Consider the following 18,694-nt stretch of genomic DNA (forward strand, 5'->3'; position numbering starts at 1 on the left):
GAGCGTTATCAATGATAGGTCTTGCACAAAAGGCTGGAAAAGTAGCAAGCGGTGAGTTCTCTACTGAAAAGGCTGTAAAAGAGCATAAGGCATATATGGTAATAGTAGCAGATGATTCATCTGATAATACCAAAAAGAATTTTAAGAATATGTGTGAATATTATAAAGTGCCAGTGTATTTCTTTAGCAATAAGGATGACTTAGGGCATGCTATAGGTAAAGAATTCAGAGCATCACTCGCAATCCTTGATGAAGGGTTTAAGAATAGTATTGAGAAACATTTTAAACAAGATTAGAGATAATCGGTGTAAATAATACAGAAATATTATTCCTGTATTGGAAAAGAGGTTAAATGGCAAATATGAGAGTTCATGAGTTGGCGAAAGAATTAAATATTTCATCAAAAGCGATAACTGATATGTTAAGCAATGCTGACAAGAAATATACAGCTATGAGCGGACTTGGTGAAAGTGAAATAAACAGTGTAAAGAGTAAGTTTACAAAAGCAGCTGGAAATACAGCTAATAAATCAGGACCTAAAAAGGCAGAAGAAAAACAAGTGAAATCAGAGGAGAATAAGAATATTAAGGCACAGGATAAGACTGGTAATAAGTCAGAACAGAATACACAGGATACTAAAGCAGCAAACACATCTAAGGATGTAGATAAGAAGCACATTTCTCAGGTGTACTTCCCACAGAACAGCCAGAAGACTGATTCAAGAGATAGAAATAATAATAGAGATAATAACCAGAATAGAAATAACAGAGATGGTTATAGAAATGACCGAAATAACGGCGGTTATAGAAATGATAGAAATAATGACCGCAATGGCAGTTACCAGAACAGGGACAACAACGGCCAGAACAGAGATGGTTATAGAAATGACCGAAACAACGGCGGTTATAGAAATGATCGAAACAATGACCGCAATGGCAGTTACCAGAACAGGGACAATAACAGCCAGAACAGAGATGGTTATAGAAATGACCGAAACAACGGCGGTTATAGAAACGATCGAAACAATGACCGTAATAGCGGTTACCAGAACAGGGATAATAACGGCCAGAACAGAGATGGTTATAGAAATGATCGAAACAACGGCGGTTATAGAAATGATCGAAACAATGACCGTAATGGCGGTTACCAGAACAGGGACAATAACGGCCAGAACAGAGATGGTTATAGAAATGACCGTAATAACGGCGGTTATAGAAACGATAGAAACAATGACCGTAATGGCGGTTACCAGAACAGGGATAATAACGGCCAGAACGGCGGACGCTCAGGAAGAGATGGTCAGGGATTCTCTGGTCAGAGAAGAAATGACAGAGGTTCTTCAGCACCTAAGGACGATTTCATTTTTGAGACAAAGCCAGATTCAAGAAGACCAGACTCAAGAAAGAATGATTCAAGAAAGAATGACAGAAAGAAAGATAATGAGGCAAAGGAAAATCTTAAATTTGCTAACAGCAAGTTAGAGAAGAAACCGGCTCCAAAGCAGGAGAAGAAGGAAGAAGAGACAATTAAGCAGCTCATTTTACCAGACAGCCTTACTATCAAGGAACTTGCTGATAAGATGAAGGTTCAGCCATCTGCAATTGTTAAGAAGCTTTTCTTACAGGGCAAGGTTGTAACAATTAACCAGGAAGTTGATTATGATACAGCAGAAGAAATAGCACTTGAGTTCAACTGCATATGTGACCACGAAGTTAAGGTTGATGTTATTGCAGAACTTCTTAAGGAAGATGAAGAGTCAGAGGACGATATGGTTGCAAGACCACCAGTTGTCTGTGTTATGGGACACGTTGACCACGGTAAGACATCTTTACTTGATGCAATCAGGGAAACACATGTAACAGCTAAGGAATCAGGCGGTATTACACAGAAGATCGGTGCTTATATGGTGGATGTCGATGGACAGAAGATTACATTCCTTGATACTCCTGGACACGAAGCGTTTACAGCTATGCGTATGCGTGGTGCACAGGCTACAGATATTGCTATTCTTGTAGTAGCAGCTGATGATGGCGTTATGCCACAGACAATCGAAGCTATTAACCACGCTAAGGCAGCGGGCGTTGAAATTATCGTTGCTGTTAATAAGATTGATAAGCCTAATGCTAATATCGAGAAGGTTAAGCAGGAACTTACAGAATATGAACTTATCGCAGAAGACTGGGGTGGTTCAACTACATTTGTTCCAGTATCAGCTCACACTAAGGAAGGTATTGACGAACTTCTTGAGATGATTCTTCTTACAGCAGAGGTTAATGAGTTAAAGGCTAACCCTAACCGTAAGGCAAGAGGTATCGTAATTGAAGCTGAGCTTGATAAAGGACGTGGTCCAGTTGCGACTATCCTTGTACAGAAGGGTACATTAAGAGTTGGTGATGCAGTTGCTGCAGGTTCTTGTTATGGTAAGATAAGAGCTATGATTGATGATACTGGAAGAAGAGTTAAGGAAGCTACTCCATCTATGCCTGTAGAGATTCTCGGTCTTAATGATGTTCCTAATGCTGGTGAAATTATTATGGCTACAGAGAGTGAGAAGGAAGCAAGAAATATTGCTGATACATTTATTGCAGAAGGCAAGAAGAAGCTTCTTGATGATACTAAGCATAAAGTATCACTTGATGCATTGTTCGAGCAGATTCAGGCTGGTAATATGAAGGAACTCGACCTTATTATTAAGGCTGATGTACAGGGTTCAGTCGAGGCTGTTAAGCAGAGTCTTGTTAAGCTTTCTAATGAAGAAGTTATCGTTAAGGTTATCCATGGCGGCGTTGGTAATATTAATGAGTCAGACGTTGTGTTAGCTTCTGCTTCTAATGCTATTATCATCGGCTTTAATGTTAAGCCTGATAATCAGGCGAGAATAGTTGCTGAGAGAGAAAAGGTTGATTTAAGACTTTACAGTGTAATCTACAATGCAATTGAAGATGTTGAGGCAGCTCTTAAGGGTATGCTTGAGCCTATATATGAGGAAAAGATTATCGGTCATGCTGAGATAAGACAGATATTCAAGGCTTCTGGTGTTGGTAATATTGCCGGTGCTATCGTTACAGAGGGTAGAATTACTAAGGATTCAATTGTAAGAATTACAAGAGATAAAGAGCAGATATACGAAGGTCCTATCGCTACACTTAAGCATTTCAAGGATGATGTTAAGGAAGTTAAGGGCGGTTCTGAATGTGGTATGGTATTTGAGAACTTTGGCCAGATTCAGGAAGGTGATCTTGTAGAAGCTCATATAATGGTAGAAGTACCTAGATAGAGTTATCCGATAGTCCAGAAAATTGAATTTTCTGGACTATATGGTTTTGACAGTGATATAATTATATATTAGAAAGTAGGAGTATATGCGTAAAAATAGTGTTAAGAATACCCGCATTAATGGGGAAGTATTAAAAGAGCTAAGCAATATAATCCGTAGTGAAATCAAAGACCCAAGAATCAATCCGATGACATCGGTTGTATCTGTTGAGGTCGCACCAGATTTAAAGACTTGTAAGGCATATATAAGTGTACTTGGCGATGAGCAGTCACAAAAGGACACTATTACAGGACTTAAGAGTGCGGAAGGCTATATAAGAAGAGAACTTGCTAGAACAGTGAATTTAAGAAATACACCAGAAATCAAGTTCATTCTTGACCAGTCAATTGAGTACGGAATTAATATGTCTAAGCTTATAGACGAAGTTACACAGAAAGATAGTGATAGTCATAATAAGTAAGAAGGTGTAATATATGAATATTATTAAAGAGTTAGGTGCTGCAAAAGTAGTTGGTATAACAGGGCATATAAGACCAGATGGTGACTGCACAGGTTCAGTGCTTGGTCTGTATAATTATTTAAAGGATAATGCACCAGATATAGATGTAAATGTTTATCTTGAACAGCCATCAGACAAATTATCATATCTTAATGGTTTTGATGCTATAAAAAATGTTATTGAGCCGGATAAGAAGTTTGATGCATTTATTGTTCTTGATTGCAGTTCAATAGACAGAATAGAGCCATTCGCAGACGGCTTTAAGAATGCGGATAAGACTATATGTATAGATCATCATATAAGTAATGACAGTTTTGCAGATGTTAATAATGTTATTCCAACAGCGAGTTCAGCGTGTGAAGTGCTTTATGACACATTTGATGCCGGTAAAGTAAGCAGGAATACTGCTGAATGTATATACACAGGTATTATACACGATACAGGTGTATTCAAATATAGCTGCACATCATTCCACACTATGGAGATAGCAGGAAAGATGATGCAGATGGGAATAGATTATTCTGATATAATAGATAATAGCTTTTATAAGAAGTCTTATGTACAGAACCAGATTCTTGGAAGGGCGCTTCTTGAAAGTGTGCTTTTTTATGACGGAAAATGTATATTCTCAAGCGTGACAAGAGATGAAATGGATTTCTATGGAGTTACTGGCAGGGAGCTCGGAGGAATTATTGAACAGTTAAGGCTTACTGATGGAGTTGAAGTTGCAATATTCTTATATGAAACAGGCGATAATGAATATAAGGTAAGTCTTCGTTCTAAGAAAGAGATTGATGTAAGCAGGATAGCTGCCTGCTTTGGCGGCGGCGGACATATAAGGGCTGCCGGCTTTAATGCTAAAGGCACTGTATATGAAATCGTCAACAGAATAGGCGAAATAATTGAACAGCAGTATGCACAGGAGTAATCACTAAGAAAGGTTAAGTTGGTATGAACGGAATTATTAATGTATACAAAGAAAAAGGTTTCACATCACACGATGTGGTTGCAAAACTTCGTGGAATTCTTCATATGAAAAAAATAGGTCATACCGGTACACTTGACCCTGATGCAGTTGGCGTGCTTCCGGTGTGTCTTGGTAAAGGAACGGGTCTGTGTTCCATGATTACAGACTGGACTAAGACCTATGAGGCTGTAATGCTTCTTGGTACAGTTACTGATACTCAGGATACATCGGGAACTGTTCTTAAGACAAGAGAGGTTAATGTCACTAAAAGACAGATATTGGAAGTTTGCAGCAGCTTTGAGGGAGAATATGATCAGATTCCCCCAATGTATTCGGCACTTAAGGTTAATGGAAAGAAGCTTTATGAGCTTGCAAGAGCAGGGGTAGAGGTTGAGAGAAAACCGCGCCGTATAAAGATTAATTCTTTGAGGGTTAATGATATTAACCTTGAAGATGATATTAAGACGGTTACAATTACTGTAGACTGCTCCAAAGGAACCTATATAAGGACGTTGTGTCAGGATATAGGAGAGAAACTTGGCTGTGGAGCTTGTATGATGGAGCTTATAAGAACAAGAGTGGGGGATTTTCTTATTGATGATACTCTTACACTTAATCAGATAGCAGCTTATATGATTAAGGGAGAGATGGAAGAACATATTATCAGCATTGATTCTATGTTTCCGTCATATACCAGACTTACAGTAGATGAAGCTTACAACAAGCTTTTGTATAATGGCAATAAGCTTCCTTTAGAAGCGGTTGTTAATGAAGATTGTGAGTTTCTTGATATGGAGAAATTCAGGATATATGATTCTGGCAATACATTTGTTGGCATATATCAGTATATTGCGGGACAGTTTGTCCTTGAGAAGATGTTTTATGAAGGATAAATGATGTACCTGAAAGGCGGTGTAGACCAGTATGGAATACATACACGGAACGGAGGATTTCAAGCTGGAAAGGTCCAGCGCTGTAACGCTTGGCAAGTTTGATGGTGTTCATCTTGGACATCAGAAGCTTATATCCATAGTTAAAGAGAAAGCAGAGGAACAGGGACTTTTGTCGGTTATGTTTACATTTGACAGAATTCCGCTTAGTATCTGTCCTCAGAAGAACCAGCATTTTTTATCTACTAATTCGGAGAGAAGAATGTTATGCGAGAATTATGGAATAGATGTCGAGGTTGAGTATCCATTTACTACAACACTTATGAATATGGAACCAGAAGAATTCGTAAGTGATATATTGATTAATAAATTGAAAGCAAAGGTAATTGTCGTTGGAACTGATTATTGCTTTGGCAGGGATAGAAGCGGCAATGTGGAATTTCTTATAAGTAATGCAGCTAAATATGGCTATGAAACCATTGTTGTAGAGAAAGAGAAGTTTCAGGATAAAGATATAAGCAGTACATATGTAAGGGAAGAATTAAAGTTAGGTCATATGGAGACAGTCAATGTGCTCCTTAACAGACCTTATTCGATAACAGGAATTGTTGCCAAGGGTAACCAGCTTGGCAGGAAGTTAGAGATACCTACCATTAATGTATATCCTACAGAGATTAAGCTTCTTCCACCGAACGGAGTATATGCATCCAGAATATTAATAGATGGTGTCTGGTATTATGGTGTTACTAATCTTGGTACTAAGCCGACAATAAGTGATGGATATGAAGTGAGCGTTGAGACTAATGTATTTGACTTTGATAAAGATGTATACGGAAACAGGGTTGAGGTGGCACTTTATCATTTCTTAAGGCAGGAAATGAAGTTTGAAAATGTTGAGGCATTAAAGAAGCAGATGGAAAGTGATGCAAGCTTTGCTAAAGAGATGTTTCTTATACAATAAAAGATAAATGGAAATATTTTGAGATTGTTTTTGAAAAGATATTTTTGAAGTGATTTTGAAAAAATTAAATTTTGAAAATGTCTTGAAATCTTGAAATTATTTTGTAAATCCACTTGATTTCATATTGGTGTTATGATATATTATCAACGTATGAGCCGTCACTCAGATACGGGACACTCCGACCCCAGGCTTGGTGGCAGGTGATTAATATTTAGGAGGAATCAACAATGATATCTAAGGAAAAGAAAGCAGAAATTATTGCTAATTACGGAAGAAAAGCAGGAGATACAGGTTCTCCAGAAGTTCAGATTGCAATCTTAACAGAAAGAATTGCTGAATTAACAGAACATTTAAAGATTAACCAGAAGGATCATCACTCAAGAAGAGGTCTTTTAAAGATGGTTGGTAAGAGAAGAGCTTTACTTTCTTACTTAAAGAAGAACGACATCGAAAGTTACAGAAACTTAATCGAACGTTTAGGAATCAGAAAGTAATTAATTATTTATGGCGGAGTTGTATAACTTCGCCTTTTTCTTTTGGTAATATGCTTGCAAATCAGGCAGTAATTACTTATTATTAAGCTAATAACAGAAAGATTTCACCGAGACCACTCAAAAGCGTACTTAATTAAGTGGGTTTTTGAGTTGTTTCGGACTTTCTGTTAATACAATTAAGCAAGCCATAACAGGCGGAAACGAGGAAATTTATGTTTAAACAGTACACAATGGAATTAGCTGGCAGAACATTAAGAGTTGATGTCGGCAGAGTATGTGCACAGGCTAACGGAGCAGCTCTTATGCACTATGGTGATACAGTGGTACTTTCAACAGCTACTGCATCTAAGGAGCCAAGAGAAGGAATTGATTTCTTCCCATTAAGTGTTGAATTTGAAGAAAAGATGTATGCCGTAGGCAAGATACCTGGCGGATTTAATAAGAGAGAGGGAAAGGCTTCTGAGAATGCTATTCTTACATCAAGAGTAATAGACAGACCTATGAGACCTTTATTCCCTAAGGATTACCGTAATGATGTTACACTTAATAATATGGTTATGGCAGTAGATCCAGAGTGCCGTCCAGAGCTTGTTGCTATGATTGGAGCCTCTATTGCAACTTGTATATCAGATATTCCATTTGACGGTCCTTGTGCTATGACACAGGTTGGTATGATTGACGGAGAATTCATTATTAACCCATCACAGGCTCAGTGGCAGGAAGGTGATCTTCAGCTTACAGTAGCTTCTACTAAGCAGAAGGTTATTATGATTGAAGCCGGTGCTAATATCATTCCAGAGGACAAGATGATTGAAGCTATATATATGGCTCACGATATCAACCAGACAATCATTGCATTTATTGAGAAGATTGTATCAGAAGTTGGAAAAGAAAAGCACTCATATGAGAGCTGTGCTATTCCAGCAGAGATGTTTGAAGCTATGAAACAGGTAGTATCTCCAGAAGAAATGGAAGTTGCTGTATTCACAGATGACAAGCAGACTAGAGATAAGAACATTGATGAGATAATGGAAAAGATGAAAGAAGCATTTGCTGATAATGAAGAATATCTTGCATTACTTGGTGAAGCTCTTTACCAGTATCAGAAGAAGACTGTCCGCAAGATGATCTTAAAAGACCATAAGAGACCTGATGGACGTGCAATCAACCAGATAAGACCGCTTGCAGCAGAGGTTGATATCATTCCTAGAGTTCATGGTTCTGCTATGTTTACAAGAGGACAGACACAGATATGTGACGTTGTAACACTTGCTCCTTTATCAGAAGCACAGAAGGTGGATGGACTTGATGATAATGTTACAACTAAGAGATATATACATCACTACAATTTCCCTTCATACTCCGTAGGTGAGACAAAGCCTTCAAGAGGACCAGGACGTAGAGAGATTGGACACGGAGCTTTAGCCGAGAGAGCACTTATTCCAGTACTTCCTTCAGAAAAGGAATTCCCATATGCAATACGTGCTGTATCAGAGACATTCGAGTCTAATGGTTCTACATCAATGGCTTCAACTTGTGCATCTTGTATGTCACTTATGGCTGCTGGTGTTCCAATTAAGAGTATGGTTGCAGGTATCTCTTGTGGCCTTGTAACAGGTGATACAGATGATGATTATGTTGTTCTTACAGATATTCAGGGTCTTGAAGATTTCTTCGGAGATATGGACTTTAAGGTAACTGGTACAACAGAAGGTATAACAGCTATCCAGATGGATATTAAGATTCATGGTCTTACACGTCCTATCGTAGAAGAAGCTATAAGAAGAACAAGAGAAGCAAGACTTTTCATTATGGATACTTGTATGAAGCCAGCTATCGCTGAACCAAGAAAGACTGTAGGTGAATTCGCACCTAAGATTATCCAGACTACAATTGATCCGGCTAAGATTGGTGAAGTTGTTGGACAGCGTGGTAAGGTTATCAATGCCATCATCGAAGAATGTGGTGTTAAGATTGATATCACAGATGACGGCTTTGTATCAGTATGTGGTGTTGACCAGGCTGGTATGGATAAGGCTATGAAGTATATCAGAACTATTGTTGATGAATTTGAAGAAGGAAAGATATACGAAGGTAAAGTTGTAAGTATTAAGGAATTCGGTGCATTTGTTGAGTTCGCACCTGGAAAGGAAGGAATGGTTCACATTTCTAAGATTTCTAAGGAAAGAATTAATATGGTAGAAGATGTTCTTACTCTTGGTGACGTTGTCAAGTGTAAGTGCATGGGTAAGGATAAGATGGGAAGAATAAGCTTCTCCATCAAAGATGCTGAATAATTGATAGTTCAGACATTTAATAATTGATATATAAAGATATTAATTGATAAGCAGTTTGACCTGCTGGCTTGACTGCTTATTAGTTATTTATAGTGATTTTAATTATAAGGAGGATACAGATATGGTAGATCAGAATTGTGCATACTGTATGGAAGGTGAACTTGTTGCAAAGTTCGGTATTAAGATATGCGAATTAGAGACATCTAAGGTATATCTTTTCAAGGAGCAGAGTCATCCGGGAAGATGTATCGTTGCGCATAAGAAGCACGTAGGTGATATGAACGAGCTTACAGCAGAAGAAAGAGCAGCTTACTTTGAGGATGTTGCAAGAGTTGCAAGAGCAATTATGAAAGCGTTTAACCCAGATAAGGTTAACTATGGTGCATATGGAGATACAGGACATCATCTTCACTTCCACCTTTGTCCTAAGTATAAGGACGAATATGAATGGGGTGGAGTATTCCTTATGAATCCAGATAAGAAATACCTTACAGATGAAGAATATGCTGCTATGATTGAGAAGATTAAAGCTAACCTTTAAGATTAAGTGGTGTTTTAACATATAATTCTGCTGCTTTTGCAGAAAATATAAGAATGCATACAAAATATTGTGATATTGGTATAAAATTTATGCAATATCACAATATTTTTTGCTTTTTTTAATGTAATATGATATAATTTGCAATAAGTAATCTTGATATACATTTATAGAAAGATGTAGGAACGGAGATTAATATGGGAAATGCGGGAGATAATACTAAAGATAATACTACAAATTCTAAGATTGTGAGTGATGAATTATATCTTTATTCGTTGAAGAAGATGGCTGATCTTAACGCTAAGAAGAATGAATCGCCGCTTACAGGTCTATATGGAATTAAGGCATTCTTTTATGAAGCTAATGAACTTATGAAGAATAACAGTGATAAGAAGTTCGCTGTTATAAGAATGGATATATACCATTTTAAGACAGTTAATGAGTTTTGTGGACGTGAAGAAGCGGATAAGCTGCTTAAGTACATATCAGGATTGTTTTGTGATTATGAGGGGGAATTCTGTGTTGCAGGTCATTTCAGGGCTGACATATTTGTGTTATGCACATCATTTGATGACAAGCAGGAGCTTATTGATATTGTTAATTCGATTAAGAGCAGAATAGACCAGTATAATATACAGTGCAAAGTTCTTCCCGCATTTGGAATATGTATTAATCATAATAATATGGATGTAAGCCTTATGTGTGATTACGCAGATCTTGCGATTAAGAAGATTAAGGGCAAGGTGTTTAAGACATATGAGTTTTACGATAATGCTATGCGTGAGTCTATGCTTTTGGAGAAGAAGATAGAAAATGATGTGCTTCCGGCACTTAAGAATGACTACATAAAAGCATATGTACAGCCCAAGGTTAATATGCACAATGGGCATATTATTGGCGGAGAGGCACTTGTAAGATGGCAGAACGATAAGGAGATGATATATCCTGACCAGTTCATACCTGTTCTTGAGAAGAATGGATATGTAATTGATGTGGATAATTTTATATGGAACAAAGTATGTGCCTGTATTAAGATGATGGAAGATAAAGGTATTGAACCAGTTCCTATATCAGTTAATGTATCAAGAATGCATGTATATCAGGAAAAGTTCACAGAGAATTTAAAGAATATGGCCGGTGAATATGGTATAGATCCTAAGTATATTCCGCTAGAGATAACAGAAAGTGCGTTTACTAAGGAAGAGGGCAGTCTTTTTAAGAAGGTTCAGTCATTGCAGGGATATGGCTTTAAGTTCTCAATGGACGATTTCGGTTCGGGATATTCTTCTCTTGGAATGTTAAAGAGCGAGCGTGTAGATGAAGTTAAGATAGACAAGACCTTTGTTGATGATATAGCAACAGATAAAGGAAAAGTACTTCTTGGCAATGTCATAAGAATGATTAATGAACTTGGAATAGATATGATTGCAGAAGGTGTTGAGACAAAAGAGCAGGCTGATTTCTTAAAGGAGAATGGCTGTATGTATGCACAGGGCTACTATTATTATAAACCTATGCCTATTGAAGAATTTGCTAAATTGCTTGAAAATTCAGCCAGATAGTGATAGAATATTTGTCGGCGTATTTTAGATTAGAAATAAGAAGATAAGTAGATTAAAGGAGAAATAAAATGTCAGGACATTCAAAATTTGCTAACATAGCCCATAAGAAAGCTGCAAATGATGCTGCTAAGGGTAAGATTTTTACAAGACTTGGTAAGGAGATTATGGTTGCCGTTAAAGAAGGTGGACCTGATGTTAATAATAATAGTAAGTTAAGACAGGTTGTTACTAAGTGTAAGGCTGCTAATATGCCTAATGATACAATTGAAAGAGCTATTAAGAAGGCTGCAAGTACAGATATGTCTAACTTTGAATCAGTTACATATGAAGGATATGGTCCTAACGGAACAGCTATTATAGTTGAGGCATTAACAGACAATAGAAACAGAGCTGCTTCTAACATCAGAAATGCATTCACTAAGGGTGGCGGTAATGTAGGAACACCTGGCTGTGTATCATTTATGTTCGATAACAAGGGACAGATTATCGTTGCTAAGGAAGATTGTGATAAGGATGCAGATGATCTTATGATGATTGCCCTTGATGCAGGTGCAGATGACTTCAATGAAGAAGAAGACAGCTATGAGATTACTACAGCTCCAGATGATTTTGGCACAGTAAGTGATGCACTTTCTAACGAAGGAATTACATTTGCTTCAGCAGAAGTTACAATGATTCCACAGACAATGGTAGAGCTCACATCAGAAGATGATATTAAGAAGATGAGAAGAATATTAGCACTTCTTGATGAAGAAGATGATGTTCAGAATGTATACCACAATTGGGACGAGCCAATTGAGGACGAGGAATAATAACAATATAGCGTAGCCATTAGATGATTATATATCATTTTATGGTTATATGTGTTTATGATAAAAAGGCTGCTGGTATGTTAGTATATATTAGCAGTCTTTATTTTATGTAATAGGAAATTCCAATAGAATGTGTGGAAAATGTCTAAAATGTTGTCTAAAATGTCAAAAAACAACTTTTCAATAAGCGTGAAAAATGTTATTATTTAATTAAATATTTTTGATTACGTTTAATTGAATATATGGATATTTATATATTTCTGGAGATGATTAATGATAATTAAGGAAGTTCCGGCTGAAGGTAATTTAACTATTGAGGTCAGTCTTAAGGAAAGAAAGTTGGAATTTCACTCACAGTGTGTAGAATCAGGAGTGAATTATATATATGCTCAGCCGATAAGGATAGATGGTAAGATACTATCATTTAATAGTGAAGGGCATTTGATGGTTAATTTAATATATTTAAGAGAAGAAAAGAATCCTATAGTATGGAAAGGTGTCGGAATAACGACTGTCCAGAATAATGGAAAGAATGTATACAAGATAGTTGCATCAGGGGAAGGATTTGAGATGAACCGAAGAGAGTCGTTTAGATTGTTTCTTGGTCTGGGAGCGGTTGTCCAGATAGGTTCTAATAAGAAAGCTGTTAATGTTATTCTTAAGGATATAAGTGAGAATGGTTTCTCATTTGTTGAAATTGAAGATATAGATGCAGAGAATCTTCCTGTAAGACTGGTGTTTAATGATATGAAGACAGGTATAAGCCTTATTGGAAATATTGTAAGAAAGGTTACAGCAGGTGAGAAGAAGATTATCTATGGCTGTACACTTACATCCTGCAATATTGATGTGGCACGTTATATCAATGAGAAGCAAAGACAGTTCCTTGCTGCAAGCCGTAGTTCACGTAGTTCAGGGGAATCTAATAAGGAAGCACTAAAGAGGTCTTTAAGAGAACCTACACAATATGAATCAGCACTAAAGGCAGCACAGGCAAATCAGGACAGTAAGAAACAGGGTAAAAGAAAGAAGGGGTAAAATTGGAGAATAATAATAAAAGAGTTGTTGACAACAGACAGAATATCAATGACGACGAAAAGATGAAGATTAATATGAGGGCAGAACTTGATGAGCATTATACAATGCTTAAGGAATGTCCTAAGTGTGGCACGAGAATGATATATGCATATGGAGAGGTATATGAATGTCCTAAATGTGGTAATAAAGAATTTACTGAATTTGGCAAGATAAGAGATTATCTTGAAAAGCACGGACCACAGAATGCAGTCACAATAGCTGATGCAACAGGTGTAAGCGTTAAGACTATACAGAAGTTCTTATATCAGGGCCGTATTGAGATACCAGATGGTTCTGGTTCGTATATTAAGTGCCAGATGTGCGGTGCAGAGATAAGATACGGAAGATTTTGTCCGGAGTGTTCAGCTAAGCTTAGCAGGGATAATTCATCTATGGTATATGTTGGAGAGAAGCCAAAGCATAAGATGGATTACAATGGCAAGATGCATACACTTGATGAGAGCGAGATGAAGAATGTATCAAGAAAGCCAGTTGCAATGAGAAGAAAAGATAAGAAATAATGAAACAAAAAGAATAATCCCTAAGACTCTTTGTCAGCTTTTGACGAAGGACCTTAAGGATTAAAGATATAAAAATCCGCTGTATATTGATTTTACATTTCAATATACAGCGGATTTTAGTTTAATATTATTAACAAATGAATGTCTATAATACTATTTGTCCGTGCTTAATTTTATAAGTTGAAACCAAAGTAACGAACTGCATTGTTGTAAGATATGCCTTCAACAATCTTCTTAAGAGCCTTTTCATCGTTAGGGTATTCACCATTTTCAACCCATCCACCGATAAGTTCACACATAATTCTTCTGAAGTATTCATGTCTTGTATAAGATAAGAAGCTTCTTGAATCTGTAAGCATACCAATGAAGTTGCCAAGTAAGCTTAAGTTGGCAAGACTTGTCATCTGGTTAGTCATACCAACCTTATGATCGTTGAACCACCAGGCTGAACCCTGCTGGATCTTACCAACTGCCTTAGAATCCTGGAAGCATCCGATAACAGTTCCGATAGCAGCGTTAACTGAAGGGTTAAGTGAGTAGATGATAGTTTTTGGAAGTTCATCTGTGCTGTTAAGAGCGTTGAGGAACTGAGCCATCTCTGCTGAGCAGTCATAAGTATTGATACAGTCAAATCCTGTATCTGGTCCTAACTGATTGTATCTAAATACATTGTTATCACGGATAGTACCATAATGTAACTGCATTACCCAGTTAAGCTTGTTGTATTCCTTACCAACAGATACCATAAATGCTGTCTTGAACTTGTTCATCTCTTCTGTTGTGATAGCTTTACCAGATAATCTCTTAGCAAATAAAGCTTCGATTTCTTCATCTGTGTATGGCTTATACATAACATATTCAAGAGCATGGTCAGATACTGAGCATCCCATTGAATCAAAGAACTGCATTCTGTTTCTTAAAGCATCCATAAGAGAAGCAAAAGAGTTAACCTTGATTCCACTTACATCTGATAATGTGTTAAGGTAGTCAAGATATTCAGGCTTTTCGATGTTCATAGCCTTGTCAGGTCTCCAGGCTGGGAGTACCTGTACATCAAATGTATCATCTTCTGCAAGCTTCTTGTGCCATTCAAGTGAATCAACTGGATCATCTGTTGTACAGATTAATTTAACATTTGACTGCTTTATAAGATTTCTAACTGACATAGAATCTTCCTGTAACTTAGCGTTGCAAAGATTCCATACTTCTTCGGCTGTATCACCATTTAAGATACCGTTGTAACCGAAATATCTCTGAAGTTCAAGGTGGCTCCAATGGTAAAGTGGATTACCGATAGCCATTTCAAGTGTTTCAGCCCATTTCTGGAACTTTTCACGATCAGAAGCATCACCTGTGATATACTTCTCATCAACACCATTAGTTCTCATCTGACGCCACTTATAGTGGTCACCGCCGAGCCATACCTGTGTAATATTCTCGAACTTTCTGTCTTCTGCGATTTCCTTAGGGTTGATATGACAGTGATAATCAACGATAGGCATCTTGTCAGCATAGTCGTGGAAGAGATGCTGTGCTGTAGGTGTTGAAAGTAAAAAGTCTTTGTCCATGAATTGTTTCATAGTTCTTAATCCTCCTGTGAATTAAAAATGTGTTGTATTGCGTTTTATAATATCAGCAGTGATAATGCTGTGTTTATCAGCAGATTCACCGCACAATACCTTCATAAGAACATCTACTGCTTTAGTTGAAAGCTGTTCAACGTGGCTGTCAATAGATGTAAGCTCTGGTTCAGTGCATATGGAAAGAACCGAGTTGTTAAACCCTATAATCTCAAGCTCATCAGGAACACTGATAGAGTGGGCGTGTGCATATTTAACTGCCCCAGCTGCAAGTGAGTCATCAGAGGTTACTACAGCATCAAATTCGATACCTTTATTATAAAGATAATTAAGGTATTCCTTGGCGTGCGAAATGTTCTTGCCACATAGATGTCTGTAATCTTCAGGAAGTGAAATGTCTGCTTCTTTCAAAGCTTTTATATATCCTGCATATTTGTTCATACCACTGTATGACTTGCTTGTGTATAAGTAGACTATATTACGATGTCCATTATTAATCAAGAGGTTAGTTGCATTATATATGGCAATTTCATCATTGCACATAACAGAATATATATTAGGTGCATCAAGGTATCCATTCACTAAGACAATAGGTATATCCTTAGCTGCATTAATTATGTAATCATTATTGTGGATATTGGTATTCTCAACAAACTGTGAACCGGCAAGTATTATGCCGTCAACTCTTTTGCTTAACAGGAGTTCAAGATATTTCTTCTTATTAGTATAATCCTTACCTGTACAGCAGAGTATGGAGTCATAACCATGCTTTCTTAATTCCTGTTCAAGATAATATACAGCATTAGCAAGGTAAATATCAGAGGAGTCAATACACATTATACCTATGGTCTTCATTGTATTAAGTCCTAAGCCTCTTGCAAATACATTTGGTGTATAATCAAGCTCTTTCATAGCATCTAATACTTTGTTTCTTGTAGCTGATGATACTTTGGCATTACCATTAAGAACACGGGAAACAGTGGCAATAGATACTCCTGCTTTATTGGAAACATCATATATATTCATAAATTAACCTCATTCTTGTAAGCTCTGGACAACGCTTGCATTAATGTAATATATAGGTGCAGTTGATCATTAGGCCATTAATTATGATGAATAATTATAATTAACAGAATTGTGTAATTATAAAAGTAGTAAAATATCATAAAAAACACTTAATGTAAGCACTTACATATTGATAAACTGATTATACAATGGTATTATTATAAAAGCAAGTATGTAAAGTGTATTTTTATTGTACTTAATTATTACCATTAAAGAGTTGTGCAATTGTTTAGTAATGAGTGAAGAACAATAACTGATAATTAAATTTAACAGACAATAATGTATACAAAAATAAGTATTGACTAAAAATGTTTTTAAGTATATCATAATCTGTGAAAGATAATGAAAGCGCTTACATACGCTTTGGATACCATTTACTGGTTAAGAATGCGTAGTCCGGCAAAGCTGAGTGATACTGCGCTATAATAATGTTAAATATGGAATATCTTAATATTTTTTTAATTAACACTGGGATATTTCATAGTCAGTGTCTACGCCCTGCGTGGAGCTGAGATGCCCTTAAAGTGGGCGGAATGGAGGAATAATATGCAGAGATTAAACAAGAGTATTACACATGCAGTTGACAGACCTGTAAAGGTTATGCAGTTTGGTGAAGGTAACTTCCTTAGAGCATTCGTAGATTATATCTTCGATGTTACTAACGAAAAGACAGATTTTAATGGTGGTGTTGTTATCGTTAAGCCAATCGAGTTTGGTACACTTGAAAGATTCCACGATCAGGAATGCCAGTACACACTTCAGTTAAGAGGTTTCGTAGATGGACAGCCTAAGGAAATCACACGTCAGATTACATCTGTTGTTGATGCTGTAGCAGCTATCGAAGACTATGACAAGTACATTGAATATGGTACAAGTGAAACACTTAGATTTATCGTTTCTAATACAACAGAAGCAGGTATCGTATTTGACGAGACAGATAACGATCCTAATGCTCGTCCTCCTAAGACATATCCTGGTAAGCTTACACAGCTTCTTTACAAGAGATACCAGAAGTTCAACGGAGCAGCAGATAAGGGACTTATCTTACTTCCTTGCGAACTTATCGCTGATAATGGTATCGAATTAAAGAAGTGCATTATGAAGTTTATAGAACTCTGGGGTCTTGAAGATGGATTCAAGGACTGGGTTAACAATTACTGCTCATTCTGCCCAACACTTGTTGATAGAATTGTTCCAGGTTATCCAAGAGAAGATGCTGCTAAGCTTTGCGAAGAGTGGGGCTATGAAGATCAGCTTATCGACAGAGCTGAGGTATTCGGTCTCTGGGTTGTAGAAAGTGATTCTAACCTTCCACTTGAACAGCTTGAGAAGGAACTTCCATTCAAGGAAGCTGGACTTAATGTAGTATTTACAAAGGATCATCATCCATATAAGGAAAGAAAGGTAAGAATCCTTAATGGTTCACATACATCATTCGTATTAGCATCATTCCTTGCTGGTAACGATAACGTAGAGAACTCTATGAAGGATCCAGTTATCAGAAAGTATATGGAAGAAACACTTTACAATGAAGTTATTCCTACACTTTCACTTTCTAAGGAAGATTGTGAAGAATTCGCTAAGGCTGTTATCGACAGATTCCTTAACCCATTCGTAGATCACAGATTATTAAGCATTTCACTTAACTCTGTATCTAAGTGGGAAGCTAGATGTCTTCCTTCATTCTTAGGATACGTTAAGAAGTTTAACAAGCTTCCTAAGTACCTTACATTCTCTATCGCAGCACTTATGAGCTTCTATACATCACAGACAGAAGCTGAGTTCAACGGTGGTATTGTATTAAAGGGTGACAGAAACGGTGAAGAGTACAACATCACAGATGATAAGGCTGTACTTGATTTCTTCAGAGATAACTCTGGTAAGACACCAGCTGAATTCGCACATGCTTACTTAAGCAATACTAAGTTCTTCGGTGGCGAAGACCTTACTAAGGTTCTTGACCTTGAAGAAGTTATCACAGGATATATTACAGATATCAGAGAAAGAGGCATGAGAGCTGTAGTTAACGATTTAGCTCTTGATGATGAAAAGTTAGCATAATTGCGTTGGCAGTTTGCAGCAAAGTATTTATAAGCCTTAGCTGAATATAAGTTTCGGCATTGATTTATATCGTATTTTAAAGCATTAATAAGG

16 protein-coding genes are annotated in these 18,694 nt (G+C 37.0%); 14 read left to right on the forward strand and 2 right to left on the reverse strand.

Translation table 11 applies throughout. The features are described from left to right. The first annotated feature begins 11 nt into the window (after nucleotides 1-11). From WMO14_RS00870 to WMO14_RS00930, 13 genes are all read left to right on the forward strand, one after another. Nucleotides 12-296 (forward strand): L7Ae/L30e/S12e/Gadd45 family ribosomal protein, encoded by a 285-nt coding sequence (locus WMO14_RS00870; protein ID WP_055175047.1) that lies wholly within the window; start codon nucleotides 12-14, stop codon nucleotides 294-296. A gap of 56 nt (nucleotides 297-352) precedes the next feature. Continuing rightward, nucleotides 353-3,277, forward strand: a complete 2,925-nt coding sequence (gene infB, locus WMO14_RS00875) for a translation initiation factor IF-2 (protein WP_349153114.1) — start codon at nucleotides 353-355, stop codon at nucleotides 3,275-3,277. A gap of 85 nt (nucleotides 3,278-3,362) precedes the next feature. Further along, entirely contained in the window at nucleotides 3,363-3,737 is a 375-nt protein-coding gene (gene rbfA / locus WMO14_RS00880; protein WP_022502039.1) for a 30S ribosome-binding factor RbfA, read from the forward strand. A gap of 13 nt (nucleotides 3,738-3,750) precedes the next feature. Continuing rightward, entirely contained in the window at nucleotides 3,751-4,704 is a 954-nt protein-coding gene (locus tag WMO14_RS00885) for a DHH family phosphoesterase (RefSeq protein ID WP_349153115.1), read from the forward strand. A gap of 23 nt (nucleotides 4,705-4,727) precedes the next feature. Next, nucleotides 4,728-5,636 carry a tRNA pseudouridine(55) synthase TruB gene (truB, locus tag WMO14_RS00890; RefSeq protein WP_055174488.1) on the forward strand — a complete coding sequence of 303 codons (909 nt, stop codon included), beginning with the start codon at nucleotides 4,728-4,730 and terminating at the stop codon, nucleotides 5,634-5,636. A 31-nt stretch (nucleotides 5,637-5,667) separates the two neighbouring features. Beyond that, nucleotides 5,668-6,594, forward strand: coding sequence for a bifunctional riboflavin kinase/FAD synthetase (locus tag WMO14_RS00895; RefSeq protein WP_022502036.1), 927 nt, complete (start codon nucleotides 5,668-5,670; stop codon nucleotides 6,592-6,594). Nucleotides 6,595-6,821: 227 nt separating this feature from the next. Further along, nucleotides 6,822-7,088, forward strand: coding sequence for a 30S ribosomal protein S15 (gene rpsO / locus WMO14_RS00900; protein ID WP_022502035.1), 267 nt, complete (start codon nucleotides 6,822-6,824; stop codon nucleotides 7,086-7,088). A 212-nt stretch (nucleotides 7,089-7,300) separates the two neighbouring features. After that, a complete protein-coding gene (locus tag WMO14_RS00905; RefSeq protein ID WP_055174490.1) occupies nucleotides 7,301-9,385 on the forward strand; it encodes a polyribonucleotide nucleotidyltransferase in 2,085 nt (694 codons plus the stop codon). Between the two features lie 121 nt (nucleotides 9,386-9,506). After that, a complete protein-coding gene (locus WMO14_RS00910) occupies nucleotides 9,507-9,926 on the forward strand; it encodes an HIT family protein (RefSeq protein ID WP_022502033.1) in 420 nt (139 codons plus the stop codon). Nucleotides 9,927-10,120: 194 nt separating this feature from the next. Continuing rightward, a complete protein-coding gene (locus tag WMO14_RS00915) occupies nucleotides 10,121-11,485 on the forward strand; it encodes a putative bifunctional diguanylate cyclase/phosphodiesterase (protein WP_349153116.1) in 1,365 nt (454 codons plus the stop codon). 68 nt (nucleotides 11,486-11,553) lie between these two features. Next, a complete protein-coding gene (locus tag WMO14_RS00920; protein ID WP_022502031.1) occupies nucleotides 11,554-12,297 on the forward strand; it encodes a YebC/PmpR family DNA-binding transcriptional regulator in 744 nt (247 codons plus the stop codon). A 273-nt stretch (nucleotides 12,298-12,570) separates the two neighbouring features. Beyond that, nucleotides 12,571-13,335: a PilZ domain-containing protein gene (locus WMO14_RS00925; RefSeq protein WP_349153117.1), complete on the forward strand. Its 765-nt coding sequence runs from the start codon at nucleotides 12,571-12,573 to the stop codon at nucleotides 13,333-13,335. Nucleotides 13,336-13,337: 2 nt separating this feature from the next. Continuing rightward, the gene (locus tag WMO14_RS00930; RefSeq protein ID WP_022502029.1) at nucleotides 13,338-13,895 is read left to right on the forward strand and encodes a hypothetical protein; all 558 of its coding nucleotides are present in this window, start codon (nucleotides 13,338-13,340) and stop codon (nucleotides 13,893-13,895) included. Between the two features lie 173 nt (nucleotides 13,896-14,068). Here WMO14_RS00930 and uxaC read toward each other — a convergent pair whose 3' ends face one another. Continuing rightward, a complete protein-coding gene (uxaC, locus tag WMO14_RS00935) occupies nucleotides 14,069-15,475 on the reverse strand; it encodes a glucuronate isomerase (protein WP_349153118.1) in 1,407 nt (468 codons plus the stop codon). Nucleotides 15,476-15,496: 21 nt separating this feature from the next. After that, entirely contained in the window at nucleotides 15,497-16,501 is a 1,005-nt protein-coding gene (locus WMO14_RS00940; RefSeq protein ID WP_055174496.1) for a LacI family DNA-binding transcriptional regulator, read from the reverse strand. Nucleotides 16,502-17,086: 585 nt separating this feature from the next. On the opposite strand from WMO14_RS00940, the gene WMO14_RS00945 reads away from it, so the two are divergent. Beyond that, entirely contained in the window at nucleotides 17,087-18,601 is a 1,515-nt protein-coding gene (locus tag WMO14_RS00945) for a tagaturonate reductase (protein ID WP_022502026.1), read from the forward strand. Nucleotides 18,602-18,694 lie beyond the last annotated feature (93 nt).

Origin of the sequence: Lachnospira rogosae (ex Hitch et al. 2025) (assembly GCF_040096455.1) — a bacterium.
In the GTDB taxonomy this organism is placed as follows: domain Bacteria; phylum Bacillota; class Clostridia; order Lachnospirales; family Lachnospiraceae; genus Lachnospira; species Lachnospira rogosae.